The 23,377-nt window shown below is 68.8% G+C and carries 23 protein-coding genes; 15 read left to right on the top strand and 8 right to left on the bottom strand.

The genetic code is table 11. The features are described from left to right. Nucleotides 1-43: 43 nt before the first annotated feature. Nucleotides 44-703, top strand: coding sequence for a GntR family transcriptional regulator (locus NQK81_RS44285; protein ID WP_185927406.1), 660 nt, complete (start codon nt 44-46; stop codon nt 701-703). Nucleotides 704-708: 5 nt separating this feature from the next. Then, nucleotides 709-1,044 carry a sporulation protein gene (locus NQK81_RS44290; RefSeq protein WP_126737328.1) on the top strand — a complete coding sequence of 112 codons (336 nt, stop codon included), beginning with the start codon at nt 709-711 and terminating at the stop codon, nt 1,042-1,044. On the opposite strand, the gene NQK81_RS44295 is transcribed toward NQK81_RS44290, so the two are convergent. Continuing rightward, a complete protein-coding gene (locus NQK81_RS44295; RefSeq protein ID WP_257486280.1) occupies nt 983-1,663 on the bottom strand; it encodes a TetR/AcrR family transcriptional regulator in 681 nt (226 codons plus the stop codon). The genes NQK81_RS44290 and NQK81_RS44295 overlap by 62 nt on opposite strands. Nucleotides 1,664-1,737: 74 nt before the next feature. On the opposite strand from NQK81_RS44295, the gene ligD reads away from it, so the two are divergent. Next, the gene (gene ligD, locus NQK81_RS44300) at nt 1,738-2,676 is read left to right on the top strand and encodes a non-homologous end-joining DNA ligase (protein WP_257486281.1); all 939 of its coding nucleotides are present in this window, start codon (nt 1,738-1,740) and stop codon (nt 2,674-2,676) included. 305 nt (nt 2,677-2,981) lie between these two features. On the opposite strand, the gene NQK81_RS44305 is transcribed toward ligD, so the two are convergent. Together NQK81_RS44305 and NQK81_RS44310 are read right to left on the bottom strand one after the other, a co-directional pair. Then, nucleotides 2,982-5,366, bottom strand: coding sequence for an ATP-binding cassette domain-containing protein (locus NQK81_RS44305; RefSeq protein ID WP_257486282.1), 2,385 nt, complete (start codon nt 5,364-5,366; stop codon nt 2,982-2,984). Nucleotides 5,367-5,512: 146 nt separating this feature from the next. After that, the gene (locus NQK81_RS44310) at nt 5,513-6,016 is read right to left on the bottom strand and encodes an Lrp/AsnC family transcriptional regulator (RefSeq protein WP_257486283.1); all 504 of its coding nucleotides are present in this window, start codon (nt 6,014-6,016) and stop codon (nt 5,513-5,515) included. Between the two features lie 93 nt (nt 6,017-6,109). Here NQK81_RS44310 and NQK81_RS44315 point away from each other — a divergent pair, with 93 nt between their 5' ends. From NQK81_RS44315 to pspAB, 7 genes are all read left to right on the top strand, one after another. Next, nucleotides 6,110-7,294 carry an MFS transporter gene (locus tag NQK81_RS44315; RefSeq protein ID WP_257486284.1) on the top strand — a complete coding sequence of 395 codons (1,185 nt, stop codon included), beginning with the start codon at nt 6,110-6,112 and terminating at the stop codon, nt 7,292-7,294. Nucleotides 7,295-7,432: 138 nt separating this feature from the next. Next, on the top strand, nt 7,433-7,621 hold the full coding sequence (locus NQK81_RS44320; RefSeq protein ID WP_125683248.1) for a hypothetical protein: 189 nt from the start codon (nt 7,433-7,435) through the stop codon (nt 7,619-7,621). Nucleotides 7,622-7,665: 44 nt separating this feature from the next. After that, on the top strand, nt 7,666-8,808 hold the full coding sequence (locus NQK81_RS44325) for a type III PLP-dependent enzyme (protein WP_257486285.1): 1,143 nt from the start codon (nt 7,666-7,668) through the stop codon (nt 8,806-8,808). Next, nucleotides 8,798-9,169, top strand: coding sequence for an adenosylmethionine decarboxylase (gene speD, locus NQK81_RS44330; protein ID WP_257486286.1), 372 nt, complete (start codon nt 8,798-8,800; stop codon nt 9,167-9,169). Before NQK81_RS44325 ends, speD begins: the two co-directional genes overlap by 11 nt. After that, nucleotides 9,169-10,029 carry a spermidine synthase gene (locus NQK81_RS44335; RefSeq protein ID WP_257486287.1) on the top strand — a complete coding sequence of 287 codons (861 nt, stop codon included), beginning with the start codon at nt 9,169-9,171 and terminating at the stop codon, nt 10,027-10,029. The genes speD and NQK81_RS44335 overlap by 1 nt, the downstream gene beginning before the upstream one ends. Before the next feature lie 116 nt (nt 10,030-10,145). Continuing rightward, nucleotides 10,146-10,832: a GAF and ANTAR domain-containing protein gene (locus NQK81_RS44340; protein WP_257486288.1), complete on the top strand. Its 687-nt coding sequence runs from the start codon at nt 10,146-10,148 to the stop codon at nt 10,830-10,832. A 148-nt stretch (nt 10,833-10,980) separates the two neighbouring features. Further along, a complete protein-coding gene (gene pspAB, locus NQK81_RS44345; RefSeq protein ID WP_257486289.1) occupies nt 10,981-11,538 on the top strand; it encodes a PspA-associated protein PspAB in 558 nt (185 codons plus the stop codon). Nucleotides 11,539-11,552: 14 nt separating this feature from the next. Here pspAB and NQK81_RS44350 read toward each other — a convergent pair whose 3' ends face one another. Continuing rightward, on the bottom strand, nt 11,553-11,822 hold the full coding sequence (locus tag NQK81_RS44350) for a hypothetical protein (RefSeq protein ID WP_257486290.1): 270 nt from the start codon (nt 11,820-11,822) through the stop codon (nt 11,553-11,555). 260 nt (nt 11,823-12,082) lie between these two features. Between NQK81_RS44350 and NQK81_RS44355 the strand changes: the two genes are divergently transcribed. From NQK81_RS44355 to NQK81_RS44365, 3 genes are read left to right on the top strand one after another with little or no spacing between them, the layout of a single operon-like run. Next, nucleotides 12,083-12,757 (top strand): response regulator, encoded by a 675-nt coding sequence (locus NQK81_RS44355; RefSeq protein ID WP_257486291.1) that lies wholly within the window; start codon nt 12,083-12,085, stop codon nt 12,755-12,757. Nucleotides 12,758-12,789: 32 nt separating this feature from the next. Next, nucleotides 12,790-13,860, top strand: coding sequence for a PAS domain-containing sensor histidine kinase (locus NQK81_RS44360; protein WP_371878845.1), 1,071 nt, complete (start codon nt 12,790-12,792; stop codon nt 13,858-13,860). Between the two features lie 21 nt (nt 13,861-13,881). Continuing rightward, the gene (locus tag NQK81_RS44365) at nt 13,882-18,384 is read left to right on the top strand and encodes a HAMP domain-containing hybrid sensor histidine kinase/response regulator (RefSeq protein WP_257486293.1); all 4,503 of its coding nucleotides are present in this window, start codon (nt 13,882-13,884) and stop codon (nt 18,382-18,384) included. Nucleotides 18,385-18,391: 7 nt separating this feature from the next. On the opposite strand, the gene NQK81_RS44370 is transcribed toward NQK81_RS44365, so the two are convergent. Continuing rightward, entirely contained in the window at nt 18,392-18,796 is a 405-nt protein-coding gene (locus tag NQK81_RS44370; protein ID WP_257486294.1) for a response regulator, read from the bottom strand. Nucleotides 18,797-18,867: 71 nt separating this feature from the next. Beyond that, on the bottom strand, nt 18,868-19,173 hold the full coding sequence (locus NQK81_RS44375; protein WP_126737337.1) for an ANTAR domain-containing protein: 306 nt from the start codon (nt 19,171-19,173) through the stop codon (nt 18,868-18,870). A 189-nt stretch (nt 19,174-19,362) separates the two neighbouring features. Here NQK81_RS44375 and NQK81_RS44380 point away from each other — a divergent pair, with 189 nt between their 5' ends. Then, a complete protein-coding gene (locus NQK81_RS44380) occupies nt 19,363-19,995 on the top strand; it encodes a response regulator (RefSeq protein WP_257486295.1) in 633 nt (210 codons plus the stop codon). A gap of 194 nt (nt 19,996-20,189) precedes the next feature. Here NQK81_RS44380 and NQK81_RS44385 read toward each other — a convergent pair whose 3' ends face one another. Beyond that, entirely contained in the window at nt 20,190-21,137 is a 948-nt protein-coding gene (locus tag NQK81_RS44385; RefSeq protein WP_443092892.1) for an Acg family FMN-binding oxidoreductase, read from the bottom strand. 160 nt (nt 21,138-21,297) lie between these two features. Between NQK81_RS44385 and NQK81_RS44390 the strand changes: the two genes are divergently transcribed. Continuing rightward, the gene (locus NQK81_RS44390) at nt 21,298-23,040 is read left to right on the top strand and encodes a sensor histidine kinase (RefSeq protein WP_257486297.1); all 1,743 of its coding nucleotides are present in this window, start codon (nt 21,298-21,300) and stop codon (nt 23,038-23,040) included. A gap of 6 nt (nt 23,041-23,046) precedes the next feature. On the opposite strand, the gene NQK81_RS44395 is transcribed toward NQK81_RS44390, so the two are convergent. After that, nucleotides 23,047-23,343 carry a dsRBD fold-containing protein gene (locus NQK81_RS44395; RefSeq protein WP_192742150.1) on the bottom strand — a complete coding sequence of 99 codons (297 nt, stop codon included), beginning with the start codon at nt 23,341-23,343 and terminating at the stop codon, nt 23,047-23,049. Between the last annotated feature and the right edge of the window lie 34 nt (nt 23,344-23,377).

Raw genomic sequence — 23,377 nt, forward strand, 5'->3', positions numbered from 1 at the left:
GTAGGCTCTGTCGCGGAAAGTGACGGAATAGAGGGGGAACGAGATGACTGTGACCGCCGAAGGGGGCGGCCCGGCGCGCGAGCGGGTCTACACGTGGCTGCGCGACGGAATCATCTCGGGCGAGCTGGAAGGCGGCCGCTTCCTCGACGAGATGTGGGTTTCCGGTGTCGTCGGGGTGTCCAGGACACCGGTGCGCGAGGCGTTCCACCGCCTGGCCGCCGAGCGGTTCATCAGCCTCCTGCCCCGCAAGGGCGCCCAGGTGCGCACGGTGACCTCCAGGGAACTGGAAGAGGTCTACCAGAGCAGGCGGCTGATCGAAGGGCACGCCATCGCCACGCTCTGCGCGAACCGGGCGGGCGCTCCCGCCGAACTGCCGGAACTCATCGACGCGATGGTGAGCTCCGGCGCCGAACGCGACTGGTTCGCCGTTTCGGGGTTCGACCGGCGGTTCCACCGCGCCATCGTGAACGCCGCGGGCAACACCGTCCTGACCGAGCTGTACGACACGCTCCGTTCACGGCAGCAGCGGGTCACGGTCCGCGCGCTGGAAGCGCGCCCGGAGCGGCTGACGGTGATCAACGAGGAACACCGGGCGCTGGTCGCCGCCCTGGACGCCCATGACGTCAAAGAGGCGTCGCGGCTGCTGGAGGAACATCTGCGCCCGGTGTCCGAAGTGATGTCGGCGCTGCCTCAGGAAGGCTGACCTCGATGGGACTCGAAAAGGTCGTCGGCGTCATGCGTGACAACCTCACCGTCCGGCGCGTCTACGGCGAGCCCGTGGAGAAGGACGGCGTCGTGGTCATCCCGGCCGCGAGCGTGATCGGCGGCGGAGGTGGCGGCCACGGCGCCGAGCAGGACAAGGAAGGCGAGGGTGGCGGTTTCATCCTCGCCGCGCGGCCTGTCGGCGCGTACGTCCTCAAAGGCGGCGAGGTGCGCTGGGTCCCGGCCGTGGACTTGACCTTCCTCGGCGCGGTGTTCGCGGTCATGGTCGCCGCGATCCACCGGCGCCGGTCATCCCGGCGAGGATCAGCTCGATCCCGGTGAGGAACTGCGCCCGGTCGTCGTGCTCGCGGGCCTCGGCGGCGACGGCCCGGAGGAAGGGGAACTCGCCGGGATCGAGCCCTTCCCAGGCGTTCGCGGCCGCGTGGAGGAATTCGGCGCGGTCCACCCCTGGCCCGGCCACCTGGGAGTTCGCCGCGTTCTGGCCTGCGGCGCCGAAGATGTAGTGCACCAGTGCCGAGGTCGCCGTGAACCAGGTGGTTTCGGGGATGCCCAGCGCGCTGACCCGCTGTCCGATGCCTTCGAAGATGCGCGGGGTCACCGAGCCACGAGGGCTACGGGAAAGCTGGAGGGCGAGCTGCGGGGAAAGCCACGGGTGCCGCTCGATCGCTTCGAACAGACCGAGCCCGATTGCCCGGATCTCGTCCTCCGGTGAGCCGCCGGCCCCGACGCTCAGCGCGGCGGCGATGACGGACCCGGTCGCGGCGTCCAGCAGCGCGCCCTTGTTCGGCACGTGCCAGTAGATCGCGCCGGGGCCGGTGGCGAGGCGTTCGGTCAGCCTCTTGAAGGTCAGCCCGCGCTCGCCCGCCGCGTCGAGGATTTCGACGGCGGCCTCGACGATGCGCTCGCGGGACAGTGCCTCCGCGCGTGTCCGTGGTGCCATGCCGGTCATCCTGGCAGAGCGAGGATCGCCGTCGAGCGGACGCGGACCGGCGGCTTTCGGGCTAGTTTCCCTGTATGGCGAAAAGCTCGGCGGTGGAGATCGAGGTCGGCGACCGGACGGTGCGCGTCTCGAACCCGGATCGCGTCTACTTCCCGGCACGGGGCGAGACCAAGCTCGACCTCGTGCGGTACTACCTCGCCGTCGGCGACGGGATCGTGCGGGCGCTGCGGGAACGGCCGTGCATGCTGCACCGGTTCCCGTCCGGCGTTTCGGGGGAGAAGGTCCATCAGAAGCGGGTGCCGAACGGCGCTCCCGACTGGTTGCAGACCGTCCGCGTCGACTTCCCCTCCGGCAGGCACGCCTACGAACTGTGCGTCACCCATCCCGCGGACGTGATCTGGGCGGTGCAGATGTCGACCGTCGAGTTCCACCCGTGGAACTCCCGCCGCGCCGACACCGAACGCCCCGACGAATGGCGGATCGACCTCGACCCGATGCCCGACTGCCCGTTCTCCACCGTGCGGAAGGTCGCCCACACGGTCCACGAGACCCTCGACGAACTCGGGATCACCGGCTGGCCGAAGACCTCCGGCGGGCATGGCCTGCACGTCTACGTCCGGATCGAGCCACGCTGGGGTTTCCAGGAGGTGCGCCGGGCGGCGCTGGCCTTCGCGCACGAGGTCGAGCGCCGGATGCCCGACGAGGTCACCACCACCTGGTGGCGTAAGGACCGCGACCCTTCGAAGCTGTTCGTGGACTACAACCAGAACGCCCGCGACCACACCATCGCGAGCGCGTACTCGGTTCGGGGCGTGCCCGAAGCCGTCGTCTCGACGCCGATCCGGTGGGACGAGATCGACGACGTCGAACCGCGTGAGTTCACCATCGCCACCGTGCCCGCGCGCTTCGCCGAACTCGGGGACCTGCACGCGGGCATCGACGACACCGCTTACTCGCTCGACACCCTGCTGGAGTGGGCGGACCGCGAAGGCCTCGACACCGACGGCGAGTGATCTCCCCGGAGGCGGCACCGCGAAGGGCGAGCGAGTAAGCGACCCGCATTCAGAGGGCTAAATGCCGTTCTGGTGGGGCCAGTGAGGGGTTGCGAAAGCCACTTTCGCAACGTTGAAGGTTGCGAAAGTGGCTTTCGCAACGTGCCCTGCCGCCGCCTCCCGTGGAGCCCGCCCCCTCCTCGGCGCCGGCTTCGGCTGTCGCGAAAGCCACTTTCGGGACACCAGATGTCCCGAAAGTGGCTTTCGCGACGCGTGCGAACCCGCGCCCTTCCGCATTCAGAGGACTAAATTCGGAAGGGGGAGGGTCACTTGCCGACGTAGGCCGCCAGGTGTTCGCCGGTGAGCGTCGAAGCGCTCGCGACGAGGTCGGACGGCGTGCCCTCGAAGACGATCTTGCCGCCGTCGTGGCCGGCGCCGGGGCCGAGGTCGATGATCCAGTCGGCGTGCGCCATGACCGCCTGGTGGTGCTCGATCACGATCACGGACTTGCCCGCGTCGACGAGCCGGTCCAGCAGGCCCAGCAGGTTCTCGACGTCGGCGAGGTGCAGACCGGTGGTCGGCTCGTCGAGGACGTAGACGCCGCCCTTGTCACCCATATGCGTCGCGAGCTTCAGCCGCTGCCGTTCACCACCGGAAAGCGTGGTGAGCGGCTGGCCGAGGCTGAGGTAGCCGAGACCGACGTCGTCGAGCCTGCTGAGGATGGCGTGCGCGGCCGGGATACGCCCGTCGCCCTCGCCGAAGAACTTCACGGCCTCCGACACCGGCATTTCGAGCGCTTCGCTGATGTTCTTGCCGCCGAAGGTGTACTCCAGCACCGACGCCTGGAACCGCTTGCCGTCGCATTCCTCGCAGGTCGTCGCGGTACCCGCCATGATGCCGAGGTCGGTGTAGATGACGCCCGCGCCGTTGCAGTTCGGGCAGGCGCCCTCGGAGTTGGCGCTGAACAGCGCCGGCTTCACCCCGTTGGCCTTGGCGAAGGCCTTGCGGATCGGTTCGAGCAGCCCGGTGTAGGTCGCCGGGTTGCTCCGCCGCGAGCCGCGGATGGGGGTCTGGTCGACCGAGACCACGCCCTCGGAGGCGGGGATCGAACCGTGGATCAGCGAACTCTTGCCGGAACCGGCGACACCGGTGACCACGCAGAGGACGCCGAGCGGAACGTCGACGTCCACGTTCCGGAGGTTGTGACGGTCCGCGCCGCGGATCTCCAGTTTGCCGGTCGGCGTGCGGACGCTGTCCTTGAGCGACGCCCGGTCGTCGAGGTGCCTGCCGGTGATGGTGTCGCTGGCACGCAGACCTTCGACGGTGCCCTCGAAGCAGATCGTCCCGCCCGCGGTACCCGCGCCGGGCCCGAGGTCGACGACGTGGTCGGCGATGGCGATGGTCTCCGGCTTGTGCTCGACGACCAGCACCGTGTTGCCCTTGTCCCGCAACTGCTGGAGCAGGTTGTTCATCCGCTGGATGTCGTGCGGGTGCAGCCCGATGGTGGGCTCGTCGAAGACGTAGGTGACGTCGGTGAGCGAAGAGCCCAGGTGCCGGATCATCTTCGTGCGCTGCGCCTCGCCGCCCGAAAGCGTGCCGGACGGCCGGTCGAGGGAGAGGTAGCCGAGACCGATGTCGACGAAGGAGTCGAGCGTGTGCTGGAGCTTCTCGAGCAGCGGCGCGACCGACGGCTCCTTGAGCCCGCGGACCCAGTCGGCGAGGTCGCTGATCTGCATCTTGCAGGCGTCGGCGATGTTGATCCGCTTGATCTTCGACGAACGCGCGAGCTCGCTGAGCCTGCTCCCGTCACATTCGGGGCAGGTGGCGAAGGTGACCGCCCGGTCGACGAACGCGCGGATATGCGGCTGCATCGCCTCGCGGTCCTTGGACAGGAACGACTTCTGGATCGTGGGGATCAATCCCGAGTAGGTCAGGTTGATGCCCTCGATCTTGAGCTTGACCGGCTCCTTGTAGAGCAGGTCGTTCAGCTGCCGCTTCGTGTACTTCTTGATCGGCTTGTCGGGGTCGAAGAAGCCGCAGCCGCGCAGGATGCGGCCGTACCAGCCGTCCATGGAAAAGCCGGGGATGGTCAGCGCATGCTCGTTGAGGGACTTGGTGTCGTCGTACAGCGCGGTGAGGTCGATGTCGTTGACCTGCCCCCGGCCTTCGCAACGGGCGCACATACCGCCGGTGATGCTGAACTCGCGCCGTTCCTTCGTGGTCCGCCCGCCCTTCTCGACGGTCACCGCGCCCGCGCCGGAGATCGACGCGACGTTGAAGGAGAAGGCCTGCGGCGAGCCGATATGGGGCTTGCCGAGCCGGCTGAAGAGGATGCGCAGCATGGCGTGGGCGTCGGTGGCGGTGCCGACCGTGGAGCGCGGGTCTGAGCCCATCCGCTGCTGGTCGACGATGATCGCCGTGGTCAGGCCGTCGAGCACGTCGACCTCGGGCCGGGCCAGCGTAGGCATGAAGCCCTGGACGAAGGTGCTGTACGTCTCGTTGATCAGCCGCTGCGACTCGGCCGCGATCGTGTCGAAGACCAGGGAGCTCTTGCCCGAACCGGAAACCCCGGTGAACACCGTCAGCCGTCGCTTCGGCAGCTCGACGGCGACGTTCTTGAGGTTGTTCTCGCTCGCGCCCAGCACGCGGATCAGGTCGTGGCTGTCGGCGGGGTGCTGCTCGGGCGGCTGCGGCCGGGTGGTCTTGCGCATCTTCTCTCCATCCTCAGGGGGCCGCGTGCACTGTCCGTCAGCCTCACCGGGCTCGATCTAACCAGGTTCGAGCCGTTCGTCCTCGTCGATGATCACGCTAGGTGAGTTCGGGGGCCGCCCGCTTCTCGATTCCTGATCGGTGACGTTCAGACGCTCCAGCCTTCGCTCTTCGTCGCCTTCAGGTAGTCCTCGACCGGCGGGCCGACCGGCCTGCCCTCGTACTGGGTCGACAGCACCACCGACGACCGGAGCTCGCCGTGTTTGCCCAGCCGCTCGAAGAGGCCTTCGAGGTGTTCGAGCGACACGGCCCGCACCTTCAGCATGGTGCAGCGGTCGCCGCTGAGCCGGTGCAGCTCGACGACCTCGGGATAGTCCTCGGACTTGCTGGTGCGCAGCAGGCAGCTACCGAGCGAGCAGCGCATCTCGACGAACGCCTGCAGGCCGTATCCGGCGCGGTTGGCGTCGACCTGGGCGCGGTACCCGGTGATGACCCCCGCCTCCTCCAGCCGCCGGACCCGTTCGGCGACGGCGGGGGCGGAGAGGTTCACGCGGCGGCCGAGTTCCTTGAACGAGAGCCGCCCGTCGCTCTGGAGCGTTTCGAGGAGCCGCCAGTCGAGGTCGTCCAGCGCCCTTTCCGATCGTAAGGTCATACCGCCCGGATTCCTTCCATCATGCGCCTCGCACCCCCCCGAGGCCTTCGACAGCCTATTCGCCGCGGCGCCCGGAATCCTTAGGTTTGAAGCATGAAACCGATGTTGGCGCTCTTCATGGGCGTCGCCTGTCTCAGCACCGCGGTCGTCGGCCTGTCCACCACGGCGGCGCTGATCGTGGTCGAACACGCCGGCGCGGCGTGGAGCGGGCTGCCGAACGCCGTGCTGGTACTCGGTTCCGCGGCGGGTTCGCTGTGGTCGGGGGCACTGGCCGCCCGCTACGGCAGGCGGCTCGTCCTGGTGCTGATGTACGGCGCCGCGGTGGCCGGCGCGCTGATCTCGTTCGCCGGCGTGCTCGGCGGATCCGTGCTCGCGCTGGTGGCGGGGATGCCCTTGATCGGCTTCGGCAACAGCGGAGCGCAGCTGTCCCGGTACACCGCCGCCGACCTGTCGCCCGAGCACCGCAAGGGATTCGCACTGTCCACAATGGTCTGGGCGGGGACCGTCGGCGCGATCGCGGGGCCCGCACTGATCGCGCCTGCCGCGGCGAAGGCGGAAGCCGCGGATCTGCCCGCCCTGTCCGGCCCGATCGTGGCGGGCGCGATCGTCGTGGCCATCGCCGTGGTCGCCGTCGCCACCCTTCCGCGAGGGCTCGCCGCCCCGGCGGAGGGGGTGCCGAGGCGGGAGCGGATGTCCGTGCGGAACCCGGCGATCCTCGGGCCGCTCGTGGCGATGGTCGGCGCGCAGCTGGCCATGGTGGCGGTGATGACGATGACGCCGGTCCAGTTGCACCAGCACGGTCAGGGGCTCGACGTCGTCGGCTGGGTGCTGAGCGCCCATCTGGCCGGGATGTTCGCGCTGGCGCCGTTGTCCGGCTGGATCGCCGACCGCTGGGGTGGCCGCGCGACCATCTTCGGCGGGATCGGCACGCTCACCGTCGCGGCGGTGACCGTCATCGGCGCCCCGGATTCGCATCACGTGGGAATCCCGGTCGCGCTGTTCCTGCTGGGCTACGGCTGGAACCTGGTGTTCGTCGGCGGCAGCAGCCTGCTCAGCCGCGATCTCCCGCCCGCTCAGCGGACGAGGGCGCAGGGCACCGTCGACGCCTTCGTCTGGGGGACCTCGGCCGCCGCGAGCCTGCTCGCCGGGCAGCTCTTCGGCCTGGGCGGATACGTTCTGGTCGCGGTCGCGGGCGGGCTGTGCGCCCTCGCCCCGCTCGCGGTGATCGGCCGCCGGGCGCCCGCGCCGGAACCCGCCGAAAAAGCCGGGCTCCGCTGATCTGCGAAACCCGGGGCCTGCCGTCATACTGCTTCACTCCGACACGAACGAACCCGTGATGACGCAGATCACGTGGGTGACCGATTCGGAGGGTCCTAGGGTGAAAGCAGACAAGGTGCGGGAGATCGGGGGTGCACGATGAGCGAGTTCGCGGTGAATCTGCGGGACCGGGTACGGCAGGCGAGGGAAGACGTCCAGATCGCCAAACAGGCCTCGGACGAGGACAGGGCTTCGGCCGTCGGCGCCGATCTGGCCAACCTGGAGCGACTGGCCGCCGAACACGGTGTGGAACTGCCGGAGCAATCCTCTGGTGACGTCCGGGCGTGACCCCGGGTTCCGAGCCGGTGATCGGCCTTTGACACCCTGGGCTGGTGACCGCAAGCCTGAACCGGATCCGCGCCTTCCTGGCGGACCGTGAGCCGCCGACACCGTGCCTGGTCGTCGACACCGACCTGGTCGCGGAGCGTGCGGCCGCGGTCTCGGCGGCGTTCCCGGACGCGCTGATCCGTTACGCGGTCAAGGCCAATCCGGCTCCCGAGGTCCTCGACGCGGTCGCGTCGACCGGCGCCGGCTTCGACGTGGCGGGCACGGCGGAGATCGAGCTGTGCCTGTCCCGTGGCGCGCGGGCGGCGGACCTGGCCTACGGCAACACGATCAAGAAACCGGTGGACATCGCCTTCGCCTACGCACGCGGGGTCCGTGAATTCACCACGGATTCCGCTGGTGATCTGGCGAACCTGGCCCGGCAGGCGCCCGGTTCGCTGGTCTCGATCCGTCTCCTGACCGGCGGCCCGGACTCGGTCACGCCGTTCGGTCACAAGTTCGGCTGCGAGCCCGCGGTTGCCGCCGACCTGCTCCGCCAGGTCGTGGAAGCCGGCCTGCGGCCGGGAATCGCGTTCCACGTCGGCTCGCAGCAGCCGGATCCGGCCGCCTGGGAGATCGGGATCGCGACCGCGGCCAAGGTCGCCGCCGACGCCGGAGTCGCGCTGGAGCGGCTCAACATCGGCGGCGGGTTCGCCACCGAACACCGGGAGCCGGTGCCGTCGCTGACGGACTACGCCGCGGTGATCCACGACGCCCGCCGCGAGCATCTGCCGGGGCCGGAGTTGCTGCTGGAGCCCGGTCGCGTGATCGTCGGCGACGCCGGGCTCATCAGGACCGAGGTCGTCCTGGTCACGACCCGCGCCGCCGCCGACGAACGCCGCTGGGTCTATCTCGACGTCGGCAGGTACAACGGAATGGCGGAGTGCGAGAACGAAGCCGTCGCGTATCGGCTGGAGGCCGTCGGCGTCAAGGGACCGCAAGGACCCGTGGTCCTCGCCGGGCCGACCTGCGATGGTGACGACGTGCTCTACCAGCGGACGTCGTGCGCCCTGCCGCTGTCGTTGAAGGCGGGTGACCGGCTGGACATCCCGGGCACCGGTGCGTACACCGCCAGCTATTCGTCCGTCGCGTTCAACGGAATCGAGCCGTTGCGTACTTATTGTGTGGGGAGGTTCGCCGATGCCGGGTGAAGTACCACTCGTCGGCCGGTTCGCCGGCCGCCACGTACTCGCGGAGTTCGAGGGGATCGAGCCGTCGTTGCTCGACGACGCCCTGCTCCTCAAGCAGACACTCGCCGAAGCGGTGACCGAGGCGGGGGCGACGGTCTGCGAAGTCGTGTCGCATTCCTTCGCCCCGCAAGGGGTCACCGTGCTCGCGCTGCTGGCGGAATCGCACGCGTCGGTGCACACCTATCCGGAGATCGGCTCGGTGTTCGTGGACGTGTTCACCTGCGGGGACCGGGCGGATCCGGAACGCGCGGTCGCACTGCTGGCGAAGCTGCTCGGCGCCGGGACCGTCCGGATGTCCACCGTGGAACGAGGAGAGAAGTGATGGCGCAGCGAGTGATCGTCGAGCCGATGGGCGCGGGGCTCACCCGGAACTGGGACGTCGAGGAGGTCCTGTTCGAGGGCCGCACCGCGTTCCAGAACGTCCTCATCGGACGGACCGCGCAGGGGATCTCCCTGTTCTGCGACGACGAACGGCAGAGCACCGAGCTGAGCCAGCTCGTCTACCACGAGGCGCTGATGGTCCCGTCGCTGCTGCTCGCCGAGCGCGTCGAGCGGGTGCTGATCATCGGCTCCAGCGAAGGGGTCGCTTCCGAGCTCGCGGTCGCCGCGGGCGCCGAGGTGGTCGACCACGTCGACATCGACGCCGAAGCGGTGCGGGCCTGCGCCGAGCACCTTCCCTACGGCTACACGCTCGACGATCTGGCCCGGGCCGAGCGCGGAGACGGGAAGATCCGGATCCATTACCGCGACGGCTGGGAATTCCTCGCCGAGGCGCGTGAACGCGGGGACTCCTACGACGTGGTCGTGATCGACCTGCCGGACGAGAACGACGATCCGGAGGCGCAGCACAACCGGTTGTACGGTACCGATTTCCTGGCCCGGTGCACGGAACTGCTCACCGACGGTGGAGTGGTCGGGTGTCAGGCAGGCTGCCCGACGCTTTGGCGCAACCAGACGCTGATCTCGTCGTGGCGCCGGTTCACCGAGTCGTTCGGGACCGTTCTCTACTACGGTTCGGACGAGCACGAGTGGGCGTTCCTGACCGGCAGGGTGGACGCTCTCGAAGATCCCGGCTCGTTCGTCGCAAAAAGGATCGGCAAGGCGGGAATCGGGGAGTCCACAATGGACGAGGACGCGTTGAGGGCGAACACCGTCCCGCCGTTTTCGTTGCGGCGGAACTGAGAACCTTCGCCGTTATCCCGCCGAGATCAACGGCCGTCGCCGTGCGTGACACCGTCGGTACAGGATCCTCCATCTGGTCGTTGCCGCTGGTCGCGGTGGGGGCCAGAATCGCTCGGGTGAGCAGCTGGCGAGCGGACCGGGAACCCGCGGTCTGTGCCGCCTTCGCGAGTTTGACCGCGAGTGTCGCGGAAGACCTCGGGCCGGATCGGGTGGTGGACACCTTGTCCAGCGAATGTGTCCGGCTGCTTCCGATCGCTTCCACGGAGATCTTCCTGCCGGGCCTGGAGCTCGGACGTCATCCCGCGGTGGTGGAGGAAGGGCCCGCGCGCGAGTCGTTCGAAACCGGGAACGACATCGCCGTCCACGACCTCTCCGCGGAGGTTTCGCGCTGGCCGGGTTATGCCGCCAAAATGGCGAGAAAGGGTTATGCCGCGGTTTCCGCGCTGCCGTTGCGCACGGTGGACGAAACCGTCGGTGCGATCGCCTTCTTCAGTGCCGAAACCGTGGTGCTGAGCGTCGAAGACCGCCGTCTTGGCCGGGCACTCGCCGACGTCGCGACGTCGTGTCTCCTGCAGCAGCGGGAACTGCGGCACTATCGGAAGCTGTCGGAGCAGTTGCAGACCGCGCTCGACAGCCGGGTCGTCATCGAACAGGCGAAAGGCATGCTCGCCGAACGCGGCGGTGTCGACGTCGGCACCGCCTTCCAACGCTTGCGTTCCGTCGCCCGCGGCACGAACAGGAAGCTGTCGGAGGTCGCGCGCGGCGTCGTCGACGGCACGCTGGACGCCGGGGAACTTGGGTGAGAACTGCCGGGAACGGCGCGCGAAACGCTGGTAGGGCCGTTGGTCACCGGAACCGGGGACTTGTCCCGGGCGACGCGCGACCGTGCGGCCCTAGGGGGCGAGGCCGGCATCGGAGAGGCTTCACGCATCGGAAGGGTGCGGTGAGGTCATGGCGTTGCTGGGAAGTCTGCGCGGGCGGGGCCGGTCGGTGCGGCCGAGCCTGCTTCCGTTGCTGGAGCTGAGGTCCGCGGCGTTGGCGCTGCGGTCCGGGTACGGGCTGGCGCCCACCGGATCGGGGACGGTCTGCTTCGTCGCGGAAGGCCGTCCGGGCCGGGGGACGGATGCGGAGATCGTCGCCGGGCTCGCCGGGGATTCCGTCCGCCGCAACGTGGTCGATCACGACGCGCTCGGGCGGACGATCGTGCGCTGCTGGCGGGAGAACGGGGATCTCGGCTGGCTGCTCGACGATCTCGCCGACGTCAACGAGCGGTTGGCGCAGGCCGGGTTCGCGTCCTGGTTGCTGCACACGACGGTGGACTTCGCCGAGCTGCGGGACATGCGTCATCCGAAGCTGACCATGGTCTATCGCCGGGAGCGCGGCACCTTCTACCCGTACGCGCGCCGCGGATCCCATGGCCGGGACAGGGCGCTGGAACTGAAGATCCGCTCGTCGCTGACGCGGATCGTGCCGATGGAGTCCGACATCGGCCGGTGGCGCCCGGTGTGACCGTCGCCCGCTGATCAGCCCGGTGCGCCGCTGAGCCAGCCGCGCAATCGCTGGACGCGGCGGTCTCGCGGGCTCCATCCCGGCAGACGTCGCCGCGACCGCGTGGCCAGTGCCGCGCCGTCGAAATGCCGGATGGCGGTGAGGACGTCGTCGAGCAGCGAAGCGTGCGTCTCGGGTTTCGCCACGACCCTCGGCGGCCGCCCGGGTTCGCCGGCGACCCGCGCTAGGCGTCTGGCGGCGTGGGTGCCGGAACGGCGGTGGGTCTCGCAGATTCTCGTGGTCACGTCACCGCCGCCCTTCCCCGCGCTCTCGTCACGTACGACGATGGGCCACGGAGGGCCGTTCCGGTCAGCGCCGAAGGTTGTGCCATCGAGGGCACAAAGACCCCACTCGGTCGCGAGGCGGGTACGGCGGGTCACGGGTTGGCCTCGAAACCGCGGCCGGGCCGGAGCCGGTGGGACAATGCGCCGGTCGCCGGCGGGATCGATTTCCGGGAATCCGCCGGACAATGGTCCGGCGAGACGACGATCGACGGAGAAGGTGCATGCCGAACCCGAACTCCCCGCGGCCCGTGCCCCCGGCACCGATCCGGGTGCTGCTCGTCGAGGACCACAAGATGGTGGCCGAAGCGCTGGGCGCGGCCTTCGAGGAATTCCCGGAGATCGACCTGGTGGCGTCGGTGGAGTCCTTGGCGCACGGGATGTCCGCGGCCGCGGAGCAGCTGCCCGACATCGTGCTGCTCGACCGGCGGCTGCCGGACGGCGACGGGATCGAGGCGATCGCCGGGTTCCGCGCGATCTCGCCGTCGAGCAGGGTGCTGGTGCTGACCGGCGACGCGAACAGCGCCATCGCCGCCAGGATCCTGGAGGTCGGCGGGGCCGGGCTGCTGCTGAAATCCGGTCTCCTCGACGAACTGGTCACGGCGATCCGGACCATCGCGGCTGGCGACGTGGTCATCGACCCCGAACTGCTCAGCGGTGCGCTGGCCATGCTGGCAGGCAGCCCTGGCAGGCTCGGGCCGGTACTGACCCTGAGGGAACGGCAGGTGCTCGGCCTGATCGCCGAAGGCGCGGGAACCGACCGGATAGCCGAAGAGCTGCGGCTGGCGCGGAATACCGTGCGGAATCATGTGCAGCGGATCCTGGTGAAGACCGGGACCCATTCGAAACTCGAAGCCGTGGCGCACGCGCGCAAGAATGGCCTCCTCGAACGGCCGTAGCGGGGAGCCGTATCCGAGTGCCAAGCTGCACTATGGCCATGCTGCCATCGGAACAGCCGTCCGATCACCGCAGCGCTGTGCTCTTCGAGTTGTTCATGCACAGCGTCGTCGACTACGCCATTTACCTGCTGGACGTCGAGGGCCGGGTGATCAGCTGGAATCCGGGGGCGGAGCGGATCAAGGGCTATTCCGAGGAGGAGATCCTCGGCCGTCATTTTTCCGTCTTCTACACCGAGAACGACGTCGCCGCCGGCAAACCCGCCGCGGAACTGCTGGTCGCGGCCGAGATGGGAAGTCACGAGGACGAGGGCTGGCGCGTCCGGCGCGGCGGCGAACGGTTCTGGGCCAACACCGTGATCACCGCCTTGCGGGACGAACAAGGCGACCTCGTCGGTTTCGGCAAAGTCACCCGTGATCTCACCGAACGCCGGAGAACACTGGAGGAAAGGACCGAACGCCGCCAGGCGTTCGCGCATTTGGTCCGGGCGCAGGAAACCGAACGTCGCCGTATCGCGTGGGATGTTCACGACGATTCCATTCAGTCGATGATCGCGGTGAGCATGCGGTTGCAGATGCTCGCCGCGCAACGTCGGGATCCCGCGCTGAAGCAACTCGACGAAGCGATTCAAGGGGCGATCCGGCGATTGCGGATCCTCGTCGCCCAATTGCGGCCGCCCGCGTTGAACGACGAGGATCTGATCGCTTCCGTCCGCGACTATCTCGACGAGGTCGTCGCGGGCTGGGGCCTCGAATGCACGCTGCGGCACGACCTCGCGGTCCGGCCGCCGCCCGATCTCGTCGTCACCGCCTTCCGGATCCTGCAGGAGGCGTTGGTGAACGTGCGCAAACACGCGAACGCCACCTCCGTCGTGGTCTCGCTGACCGGGCAGGACGGCGGCCTGCTGGTGACGGTCGCCGACGACGGCGACGGGATGAAACCGGACGGCGAGAGCGGGCACGAAACGTTGTCGGGCGAGCACATCGGCATGGCGTCGATGCGTGAACGTGCCGAAGCGGCGCAAGGCTGGTTCCGGATCTCCAGCAGACCCGGCGAAGGTACGTCGGTGACCTTCTGGATTCCACTGGGCCCTCCCCGCGAGTAGCAGAACGAAGGAGGCATCCCGATGCCGGAACCGGGAAGCAAGCGTGGATCGAGAGAGACGGCCCGGGTCGGCGGGGCGATCGACGACCAGGGCCTGCAGCGCCTGCTGGAGGGGCTGAAAGCCGTCCGCGACGGTGACTTCAGCACCCGGCTGCCCCAGGTGGACGACGTCCTGATGGACGAGATGGCGCTCGTCTTCAACGGGATGGTCGATCAGCTGGCGCTGTTCACGTCCGAGGTCACGCGGGTCGCGCGCGAGGTGGGGACCGACGGGAAGCTCGGCGGCCAGGCGGCGGTGCCCTCGGTTTCGGGGACCTGGAAGGACCTCACCGATTCGGTGAACGCGATGGCGGGCAACCTCACCGGCCAGGTCCGCGACATCGCCGAGGTCGCGACGGCGGTGGCACAGGGTGATCTGTCCCAGAAGATCACCGTCGACGTCAAGGGCGAGATGCTCGAGCTGAAGAACACGATCAACACGATGGTGGATCAGTTGTCGTCGTTCGCGGACGAGGTCACGCGGGTGGCGCGTGAGGTCGGCAGCGAAGGGCGGCTCGGCGGGCAGGCCGAAGTCCCCGGGGTGGCGGGGACCTGGCGGGATCTGACGACGTCGGTGAATTTCATGGCGGGCAACCTGACCGATCAGGTGCGGTCGATCGCCGAGGTCACGACTGCGGTGGCGAAAGGCGATCTGTCGCAGAAGATCACCGTGGACGCCCGCGGCGAGATCCTGGAGTTGAAGAACACGATCAACACGATGGTGGATCAGTTGTCGTCGTTCGCGGACGAGGTCACGCGGGTGGCGCGTGAGGTCGGCACCGAGGGAGCGCTCGGCGGGCAGGCCCAGGTTCCCGGCGTCGCCGGCACTTGGCGGGATCTGACGACGTCGGTGAACTTCATGGCGGGCAACCTCACCGCGCAGGTCCGCTCCATCGCCCAGGTGGCCACGGCGGTGGCGAAGGGTGACCTGTCGCAGAAGATCACCGTGGACGCCCGCGGCGAGATCCTGGAGTTGAAGAACACGATCAACACGATGGTGGATCAGTTGTCGTCGTTCGCGGACGAGGTCACGCGGGTCGCGCGGGAGGTCGGTACCGAGGGGCGGCTGGGTGGTCAGGCGGACGTCAAGGGTGTGTCGGGGACGTGGAAGGGCCTGACCGAGTCGGTGAACGTCATGGCCGACAACCTGACCGATCAGGTGCGGTCGATCGCCGAGGTCACCACGGCGGTCGCGAAAGGCGACCTGTCGCAGAAGATCCGCGTCGACGCCCGCGGCGAGATCCTGGAACTCAAGGACACCATCAACACGATGGTCGGCCAGTTGTCGTCGTTCGCCGACGAGGTCACGCGGGTCGCCCGCGAAGTCGGCACGGAAGGCCGGCTGGGTGGTCAGGCGGACGTCAAGGGTGTGTCGGGGACATGGAAGGGCCTGACCGAGTCGGTCAATGTCATGGCCGACAACCTGACCGATCAGGTGCGGTCCATCGCCCAGGTCGCGACCGCGGTCGCGAGGGGCGATCTGTCGCAGAAGATCACCGTCGAGGCCAAGGGCGAGGTCGCCGCCCTCGCGCAGACGATCAACACCATGGTCGACACGCTGTCGGCCTTCGCGGACGAGGTCACGCGGGTGGCGCGCGAGGTCGGCACCGAGGGCATCCTCGGCGGGCAGGCCAGGGTGCCGAACGTCGCCGGGACCTGGAAGGACCTCACCGACAACGTCAACTCGATGGCGAACAACCTCACCGGCCAGGTCCGCAACATCGCGCAGGTGACCACCGCGGTCGCGCAGGGCGACCTGTCCCGCAAGATCGACGTCGACGCGAGGGGCGAGATCCTGGAACTCAAGACCACCATCAACACGATGGTCGACCAGCTTTCGGCGTTCGCCGCGGAGGTCACCCGCGTCGCGCGCGAGGTCGGCAGTGAGGGACGGCTCGGCGGCCAGGCCGAGGTCGAAGGCGTTTCCGGCACCTGGAAACGGCTGACGGAGAACGTCAACGAGCTGGCCGGGAACCTGACCCGCCAGGTCCGGGCGATCGCCGAGGTCACTAGCGCCGTGGCCACCGGCGACCTCACCCGGTCGATCTCCGTCGAGGCGCAGGGCGAGGTCGCGGAGCTGAAGGACAACATCAACGCGATGGTCCAGTCGCTGCGCGAGACAACGCGGGCGAACGAGGAACAGGACTGGCTCAACACCAACCTGGCGCGGATCTCCGGGCTGATGCAGGGGCACCGGGACCTGCGGGTGGTGGCCACGCTCATCATGAACGAACTGACCCCGCTCGTCGGCGCCCAGCACGGGACGCTGTTCCTCACCGAATCCGGTGAACACGGCACCCGGCTGCGGCTGATAACCAGCTACGGGCACAGCGAGGATCCGGACACGCCCGCGGATTTCGCGATGGGGCAGTCGCTGATCGGCCAGGCCGCGCAGACCAAGAAACCGATCGTGGTCGACCGGACACCGCCGGGTTTCGTGAAGATCTCGTCGAGCCTCGGCTCCGCCCCGCCGGTCACCTTGATCGTGTTGCCGATCGTCTTCGAGGATCAGGTGCTCGGTGTCATCGAGCTGGCGTCGTTCGGCGAATTCACCGCCGTCCGCAAGGATTTCCTCGAACAACTGATGGAGACCATCGGGGTCAACGTCAACACGATCATCGCCAACGCGCGGACCGACTCCCTGCTGGAGGAGTCCCAGCGGCTCGCCGAGGAACTGCAGGCCCGCTCCGAGGAGCTTCAGGCGCAGCAGGCGAAGCTCCAGGTGTCCAACGCGGAGCTGGAGGAGAAGGCCGAACTCCTCGCGCGGCAGAACCGCGACATCGAGGTGAAGAACTTCGAAATCGAGCAGGCACGTCAGGAGATCGAAGAACGCGCGCAGCAGCTCGCGCTGGCCTCGAAGTACAAGTCGGAGTTCCTGGCGAACATGTCGCACGAACTCCGCACCCCGTTGACCAGCCTGCTGATCCTCGCCGGGGTCCTCTCGCAGAACTCGACCCAGAACCTGACGCCCAAACAGGTCGAATTCGCCAAGGTGATCCAGTCCGCGGGCACCGACCTGCTGCAGCTGATCAACGACATCCTCGACCTGTCGAAGGTCGAGGCGGGCAAGATGGACATCCATCACGAGCCGTTCCCGCTGCGGCAGCTGCTCGACTACGTCGGCACGACGTTCCGGCCGCTGACCGCGGAGAAGGGGCTCGACTTCCAGGTCACCGTCGAACCCAACGTGCCGGAACTGCTCTTCACCGACGAACAGCGGCTCCGGCAGGTCCTGCGGAACCTGCTGTCGAACGCGGTCAAGTTCACCGAACGCGGCAGCGTCGAACTGCGGGTCAAACTGGTCGACACCGTCGTTTCGCCGTCGGGCGCGCTCCCGCACGAAGCGCTGGTGGCGTTCAGCGTCATCGACACCGGGATCGGGATCGCCGAGGAGAACCTCGAATCGATCTTCGGGGCCTTCCAGCAGGCCGACGGCACAACCAGCCGCAAATACGGCGGCACCGGGCTCGGCCTGTCGATCAGCCGAGAGGTCGCGTACCTGCTCGGCGGGGAGATCCGCGCGGACAGCGTGCTGGGGACGGGCAGCACGTTCACCCTCTACCTGCCGGTGGCCAGGTTCGCCACGCCCGCGAGCCTCGACGAGTCCATTGTGGACAACGCTGGCGCGGAACGGCGGGTGCTGGTCGTGGAGGGCGAGCAGAACAGCCTGCTGACCTTGCTCGCCCGCGGTGTCGCGGCCGACGTCGCGGACAGCCACGGCTCGGTCCAGGTCCGGGCGGTGGCCGATCCGGTGGAAGCGTTCGAGGAAGTGAAGCGGGAGAGCTACCGCTGCGTCGTCCTCGACACCAGCATCCCCGGGACGAGCGCGTTGAGCTTCCTCAAACGGCTCGCCGAGGGGCCGGACCCCGTCGAGGTCCCGGTGCTGGCGCACGCGACCCGCAAACTCAGCGCGGCGCAGGAGCGATTGCTGCACGGACACGCGAAAGTGCATCCGGTCGAGCTGCTGCCGTCGCTGGACATGCTGCGGGAACGCATCATGCTGCACATCTCGGCCAGCGAGCTCGAAGGCATCCTTCCGTTGATGCAGCAGCCCGAGGAGACGGTGCCGTCGTCGGACCGGCCGTCCGGCCTGCCCGCCGGACGGCCGCGGCTGCAGGGCCGCAAGGTGCTGCTCGTCGATGACGATCCCCGCAACGTGTACGCGATCTCGGGGATGCTCGAACTGCACGGACTGTCGGTCGTGCACGCGCCCAACGGCCGCAAAGGCATCGAGGAACTGCTGGCCGACGACGGCATCGACCTGATCCTCATGGACGTGATGATGCCCGAGATGGACGGCCACGCGACGACCGCCGCGATCCGCGAGATGCCGAAGTTCGCCGGCCTGCCGATCATCACGGTGACCGCGAAGGCGATGGAGGGGGACCGGGAGAAGAGTCTCGCCGCCGGGGCGAGCGACTACGTCACCAAACCCGTGAACGCGGAGGAACTGCTGGCGTGCATGGAACGCTGGCTCGCGGATTGAGCGGCGGCTACTCGGTCCCGTTGGCGCCGCTCGCGCAGACGCGGCGGATGGCCGCGACGATCTCCGTGTTGGGGCTGCCCTTCACGAGGTACTCGGTGACACCCGCGGACGCCATCTGGGCGATGGACCGGGTGTCGCTGTGCGCGGAGAACGCCATCAGCCGCGTATGGGGCACCCGCCGCCGGATCTCCCGCGCCATCCACGCGCCGCCTCCGCCGGGGATCCGCACGTCCAGCAGCGCGACCTCCGGGACCAGCAGCTCCGCGAGCGCGACCGCTTCACCGGCGTCGACCGCGACGGCGACCACCTCGATGTCCGGTTCGGAATCCAGGAGGGCCCGCAGGGCGTCCCCGATGACCGGGTTGTCGTCCGCGACGAGCACCCGGAGTCTGGGGGGCGGCGTTCGGTTCATCACCCGGTCCGAGCCCGCGCGGTCTGCGGCGCCGGTGGTGGTCGCGGGCCCCCCGCCGAACTTGGCGTGACTCAGCAGGAGATCCGGCGGTCGCCCTCGCTGGGCTGCTCGATGAGCGTCCTGGCGACGTCGTGGATCTTCATGTTGTTGTTGCGGCAGAACGAGCGCAGCAGTTCGAACGCCGCGTCGACGTCGATCTGGTACCGCTCGGCGAGGATCCCCTTCGCCTGTTCAATGGGAAGCCGGTGGTCGAGCGCGTACTGGAGCTGCTCGGCGCGGGCCCGGTAGAAGCGGATGCGGTCGCGCATGGCCACGAGGTCGTCGGCCGGGTCGGGGGATCCGGCCGAAGGGGCCGTCGAAAGCGTGGTCTCGGACATGAGGTCGATCGTCGCAGCGGCCGGACTGCTCCGGAAGAAGAGAACGTCCTGACTCGAATGATGCAAATGGACCTGGTCCGGCCGGTGGCGGCCACTCGAACGGGCGCCGAACAGGGCCCTTTGGCCTGTCGCAGTGACCGGCCGTGCGCCGTACGCTCATATCCGAGGAGGGAAACCGTGGAGGTCGGAATGCTCCGGGTGTTTCTGGTCGACGATCACGAGGTGGTCCGTCGCGGGGTCGCGGACATGCTCGAGGAGGACGGCGACCTGTGCGTCGTCGGCCAGGCCGCCACGTTTTCCCAAGCGCTGGCGAGGATTCCGGCGTTGCGGCCGGATGTCGCCGTGCTCGACGTGCGGCTGCCGGACGGCAACGGCGTCGAGCTCGCCCGCGAACTGCGCTCCAAGATGCCCGGGCTGAAATGCCTGATGCTCACGTCCTACACCGACGAGCAGGCGATGCTGGACGCGATCATGGCGGGCGCGAGCGGGTACGTCATCAAGGACATCCGGGGGATGGACCTGGTGGCGGCGGTCAAGGAGGTCGGCCTCGGCCGGTCGTTGCTGGACACGCGGGCCGCCGCGACGCTGATGGCGAAGTTCCGCGACGACGCGGTCAAGAAGGGGCCGCTCGCCGGGCTTTCCGACCAGGAACGCACCCTGCTGGAACTGATCGGCGAGGGACTGACCAACCGGCAGATCGCCGAGCGGATGTTCCTCGCGGAGAAGACCGTGAAGAACTACGTGTCCCGGCTGCTGACGAAACTGGGAATGCAGCGGCGGACCCAGGCGGCCGTGCTGGCCACGGAACTTCGGCGGCAGTAAGCCCACGTGCTCGGATGGACGACACGCGTGATTGAACGGACGACACGCGTGCTTGGCCGGACGACACAGCGCCCGGCCGGAGCCGGCCTCGTGCCGTCCGGCTGGACACACGTGTCGTCCATCCGGTCACGCGTGTCGTCCGTTCAAGCACGCGAGATCGCCGTTCGCGCGAGGTTGATGGCCGTGACCCTGACTCACGCGGAGATGAGCGTGTCGAGCAGCATGTCCTCCAGCGGGCGCCGCGGCGTCCACGGCAGCGGCGACCCGTAGCCGACCCGCAGCAGCACCTGCGGCCACACCCCGCAGCCGAGGAGCCGCCGGAGTTCGGCGCGTGCCCCGCGGACCATGATCGGCGGCGAGATGAACGACGCGTCCAGCCCCGCGGAGGTCGCGGTCAGCAGCACCCGTTGCAGTGCCTGGCCGGCTTGCAGCCGGTCGAGCCGTTCGTCGGTCAGCGATCCGATCACCACCACGAGCGGAAGTGGCGGCGTGCCGCTGTGGCCTTCGCCGAATTCGTCGAGGAGCCAGCTTTCGTTGACGGGGGAGCCCTCGGTCGCGTAAGACGGCACTCCGTCGCGAGTGCTCGCGGCCAGCCCGGTCCAGCGGCCGAGTTCGGCGAGGAACGCCGGGTCGGAGAGCTGCTCGCGCCGGGCGCGGGAGGTGAGGTCGTGCAGCAGACGGCACTGGTCCGCGTCGAGGCTCGACATCCACGCGTGTTCGAGCTCGGTCGCGTGGCGGAGCGCGGTGAGCGTGGGTTCCGGGACGGCGTTGGACAGGAAGGGCCGCCGGTTGGTCCGCCGTCGGGGGATCGCACGCGCGAGCCGGACGACCTTCGGATCCGGCGTGCGCTCGGCGAGCGGGCGGACGACGGCCAGCAGATCGGGATCGGCGCGGCTCGGCATCAGCGTCGTCGCCGGATGGAAGCCCAGTGCGTGAATCGCCGTCCGGAGGGTGAAGAGGGCCGCGCCGCACGAGAGAACGATTTCCCGGCCGTCGGGATCGGTGGCGGGCAGGAGCCGGCGCGGATCCGCGTGGACTTCGATTCCGGTGCCGGTGCACCGGAAGAGCCATGGCTGGGTGTTGTGCGTCGACGGGGCCAGCGTGGCCGACCGGAGCACGGAATTCACCTGTTCGGAGTTCAAGCGTCCGACCCTGGTGACTTGTATGGTCATGGTTTCCCCCGCCGCCGCGCCACGGGCAATAAGGTTGTCTCGTGAAACGGTCCCCGCCCGCGGTGCGGGGCCGAAAGAGGAGAAAGTCACCACGGCAGCGAGTCGTCCCGATCTTCGGAGGCGCGGCAGGATGTCGGCTCATGACCGGCTGGGCGGAAACGACGACCGGATCACCGGTGCCCTTTCCCAGCTGCGGATTCGTGAGGTGCTGCGGGATCTCCATGACCGCATCGAGCGGCTCGTCGGCACCCGCGACAAGATGGACGGCCTGCTCGAAGCGGTGCTCGCGGTCGCCTCGGGGCTGGAGCTGGACGCGACGCTGCGCCGGATCGTGCAGGCGGCCATCGATCTCGGCGAAGCCACTTATGGCGCGCTGGGAGTGATAGCGGACGACGGTTCCCTCGCCGAATTCGTCTATCTCGGTATCGACGGCGAGACGAAGGAACAGATCGGGCATCTCCCGAAAGGGCACGGCCTGCTGGGTTTCGTCATCGACGAGGCGAAACCGGTGCGGCTGGCCGACATCTCGCGGCATCCCGCGTCGGCAGGGTTCCCGCCGTGCCATCCGCCGATGCGCTCGTTCCTCGGCGTGCCGGTCCGGGTGCGCGACGAAGTGTTCGGGAATCTCTACCTCACCGAGAAACGCGGGGAGAATTTCACCGAGGACGACGAAGTGGTCGTCCAGGCCCTCGCCGCCGCGGCCGGGATCGCGATCGAGAACGCCCATCTCTACGAGCGGGCGCGGATCCGCCAGCAGTGGCAGGCCGCCACCAGCGAGGTGACCACGGAACTGCTGGGCGGCACCGATCCGGTGGACGCGCTCAACCTGATCGCGGGCCGGGCACTGGAACTGACCGGTTCCGACCTCACTTTGCTGGCACTGCCCGGTTCCGGCAGGCTCGACGTCAGCCCGGACGGGGAGGACGAGGCCGACGAACTCACGATCGCCGTCTGCGCGGGCGCGCGGGCGGCGGAGCTGACCGGGACACGGATCGAGGTCGCCACCTCGTTGCCGGGGGCGGTCTACCGCGACCGGACGCCGCGCAGCGTGCCCGAACTCGTGCTCGGCGCCGAGGAGGAGTTGCGCCTCGGGCCGACGCTCGTGGTGCCGCTCCGGGCGCGAGAGCGGACGTCCGGCGTGCTGATGGCGGTCCGGAATCCGGGCGCCGTCCCCTTCGAACTCTCCCAGTTGCCGGTGGTGGCCTCGTTCGCCGACCAGGCCGCGCTGGCGCTGCAACTGGCGGCGCGGCAGCGCACCGCCAGGGAACTCGACGTGCTCGCCGACCGCGACCGGATCGCCAGGGAACTGCACGACCACGTGATCCAGCGGCTGTTCGCGGTCGGGCTCGCCATGCAGAGCACCCACCGCCGGGCGGAGTCGCCGGAACTGCGGCGGCGGATCGGCGAGAGCATCGACCAGATGCACGAGATCGTGCACGAGATCCGCACGGCGATCTTCGATCTCCACGGCGGCGAGGCCGGCCAGCAGGGAGTGCGGCTGCGGCACCGGCTCTACGACTCGATCACCGAACTCACCGACGACACGCCCATCCACCCGACGGTCAGCCTGTCCGGGCCGCTCGACTCCATGCCGCTCGCCTTCGCCGAACACGCCGAAGCGGTGGTGCGGGAAACGGTCGGCAACGTGGTCCGGCACGCGCGGGCGAGCGGGGTTTCGGTGAGCGTGGCGGTGAAGGACGACGTTCTGCGGATCGTCGTCACCGACGACGGCACCGGTATCGGCGGTGAACCCGTCGAGCCCGGCGGGCTGCGGAACCTACGCGATCGCGCGGAGAAGGCGGGCGGAGCTTTCCAGGCGGAGACGCGGAAAGAGGGCGGAACCAGGATCGAGTGGTCCGCCCCCTTGCGCTGACCGCGGTCAGTTCGTCGACTGCGTGGTCAGGACCCCGTCGACTTCGACCGAGCGGGCGACGTCGGAAGCCACGGTCTCCAGCAGTTCCGCGGTGAGGTCCGAAAGCGCCCGCGTCACCGCGAGGTACGAGCCGATCTGGGAGGCGGAACCGTTTCTCAGCCCGGCCTCCGCGATTCCGACACCGACGAATTCGCCGCCGTCTTCGAGCCGGAGCAACGCTTCCGCGCGCACCCGGTACGGCTCGTGCTGCAGGGACACGTCGATCGTCCACTTGTCCGTCATCGTCGGCTCCGTTCCGGTCATCGAGACTCCCATCACCGCCGTTCGTGGCACAGGG

This window comes from Amycolatopsis roodepoortensis, from assembly GCF_024628825.1.
In the GTDB taxonomy this organism is placed as follows: Bacteria; Actinomycetota; Actinomycetes; order Mycobacteriales; family Pseudonocardiaceae; genus Amycolatopsis; species Amycolatopsis roodepoortensis.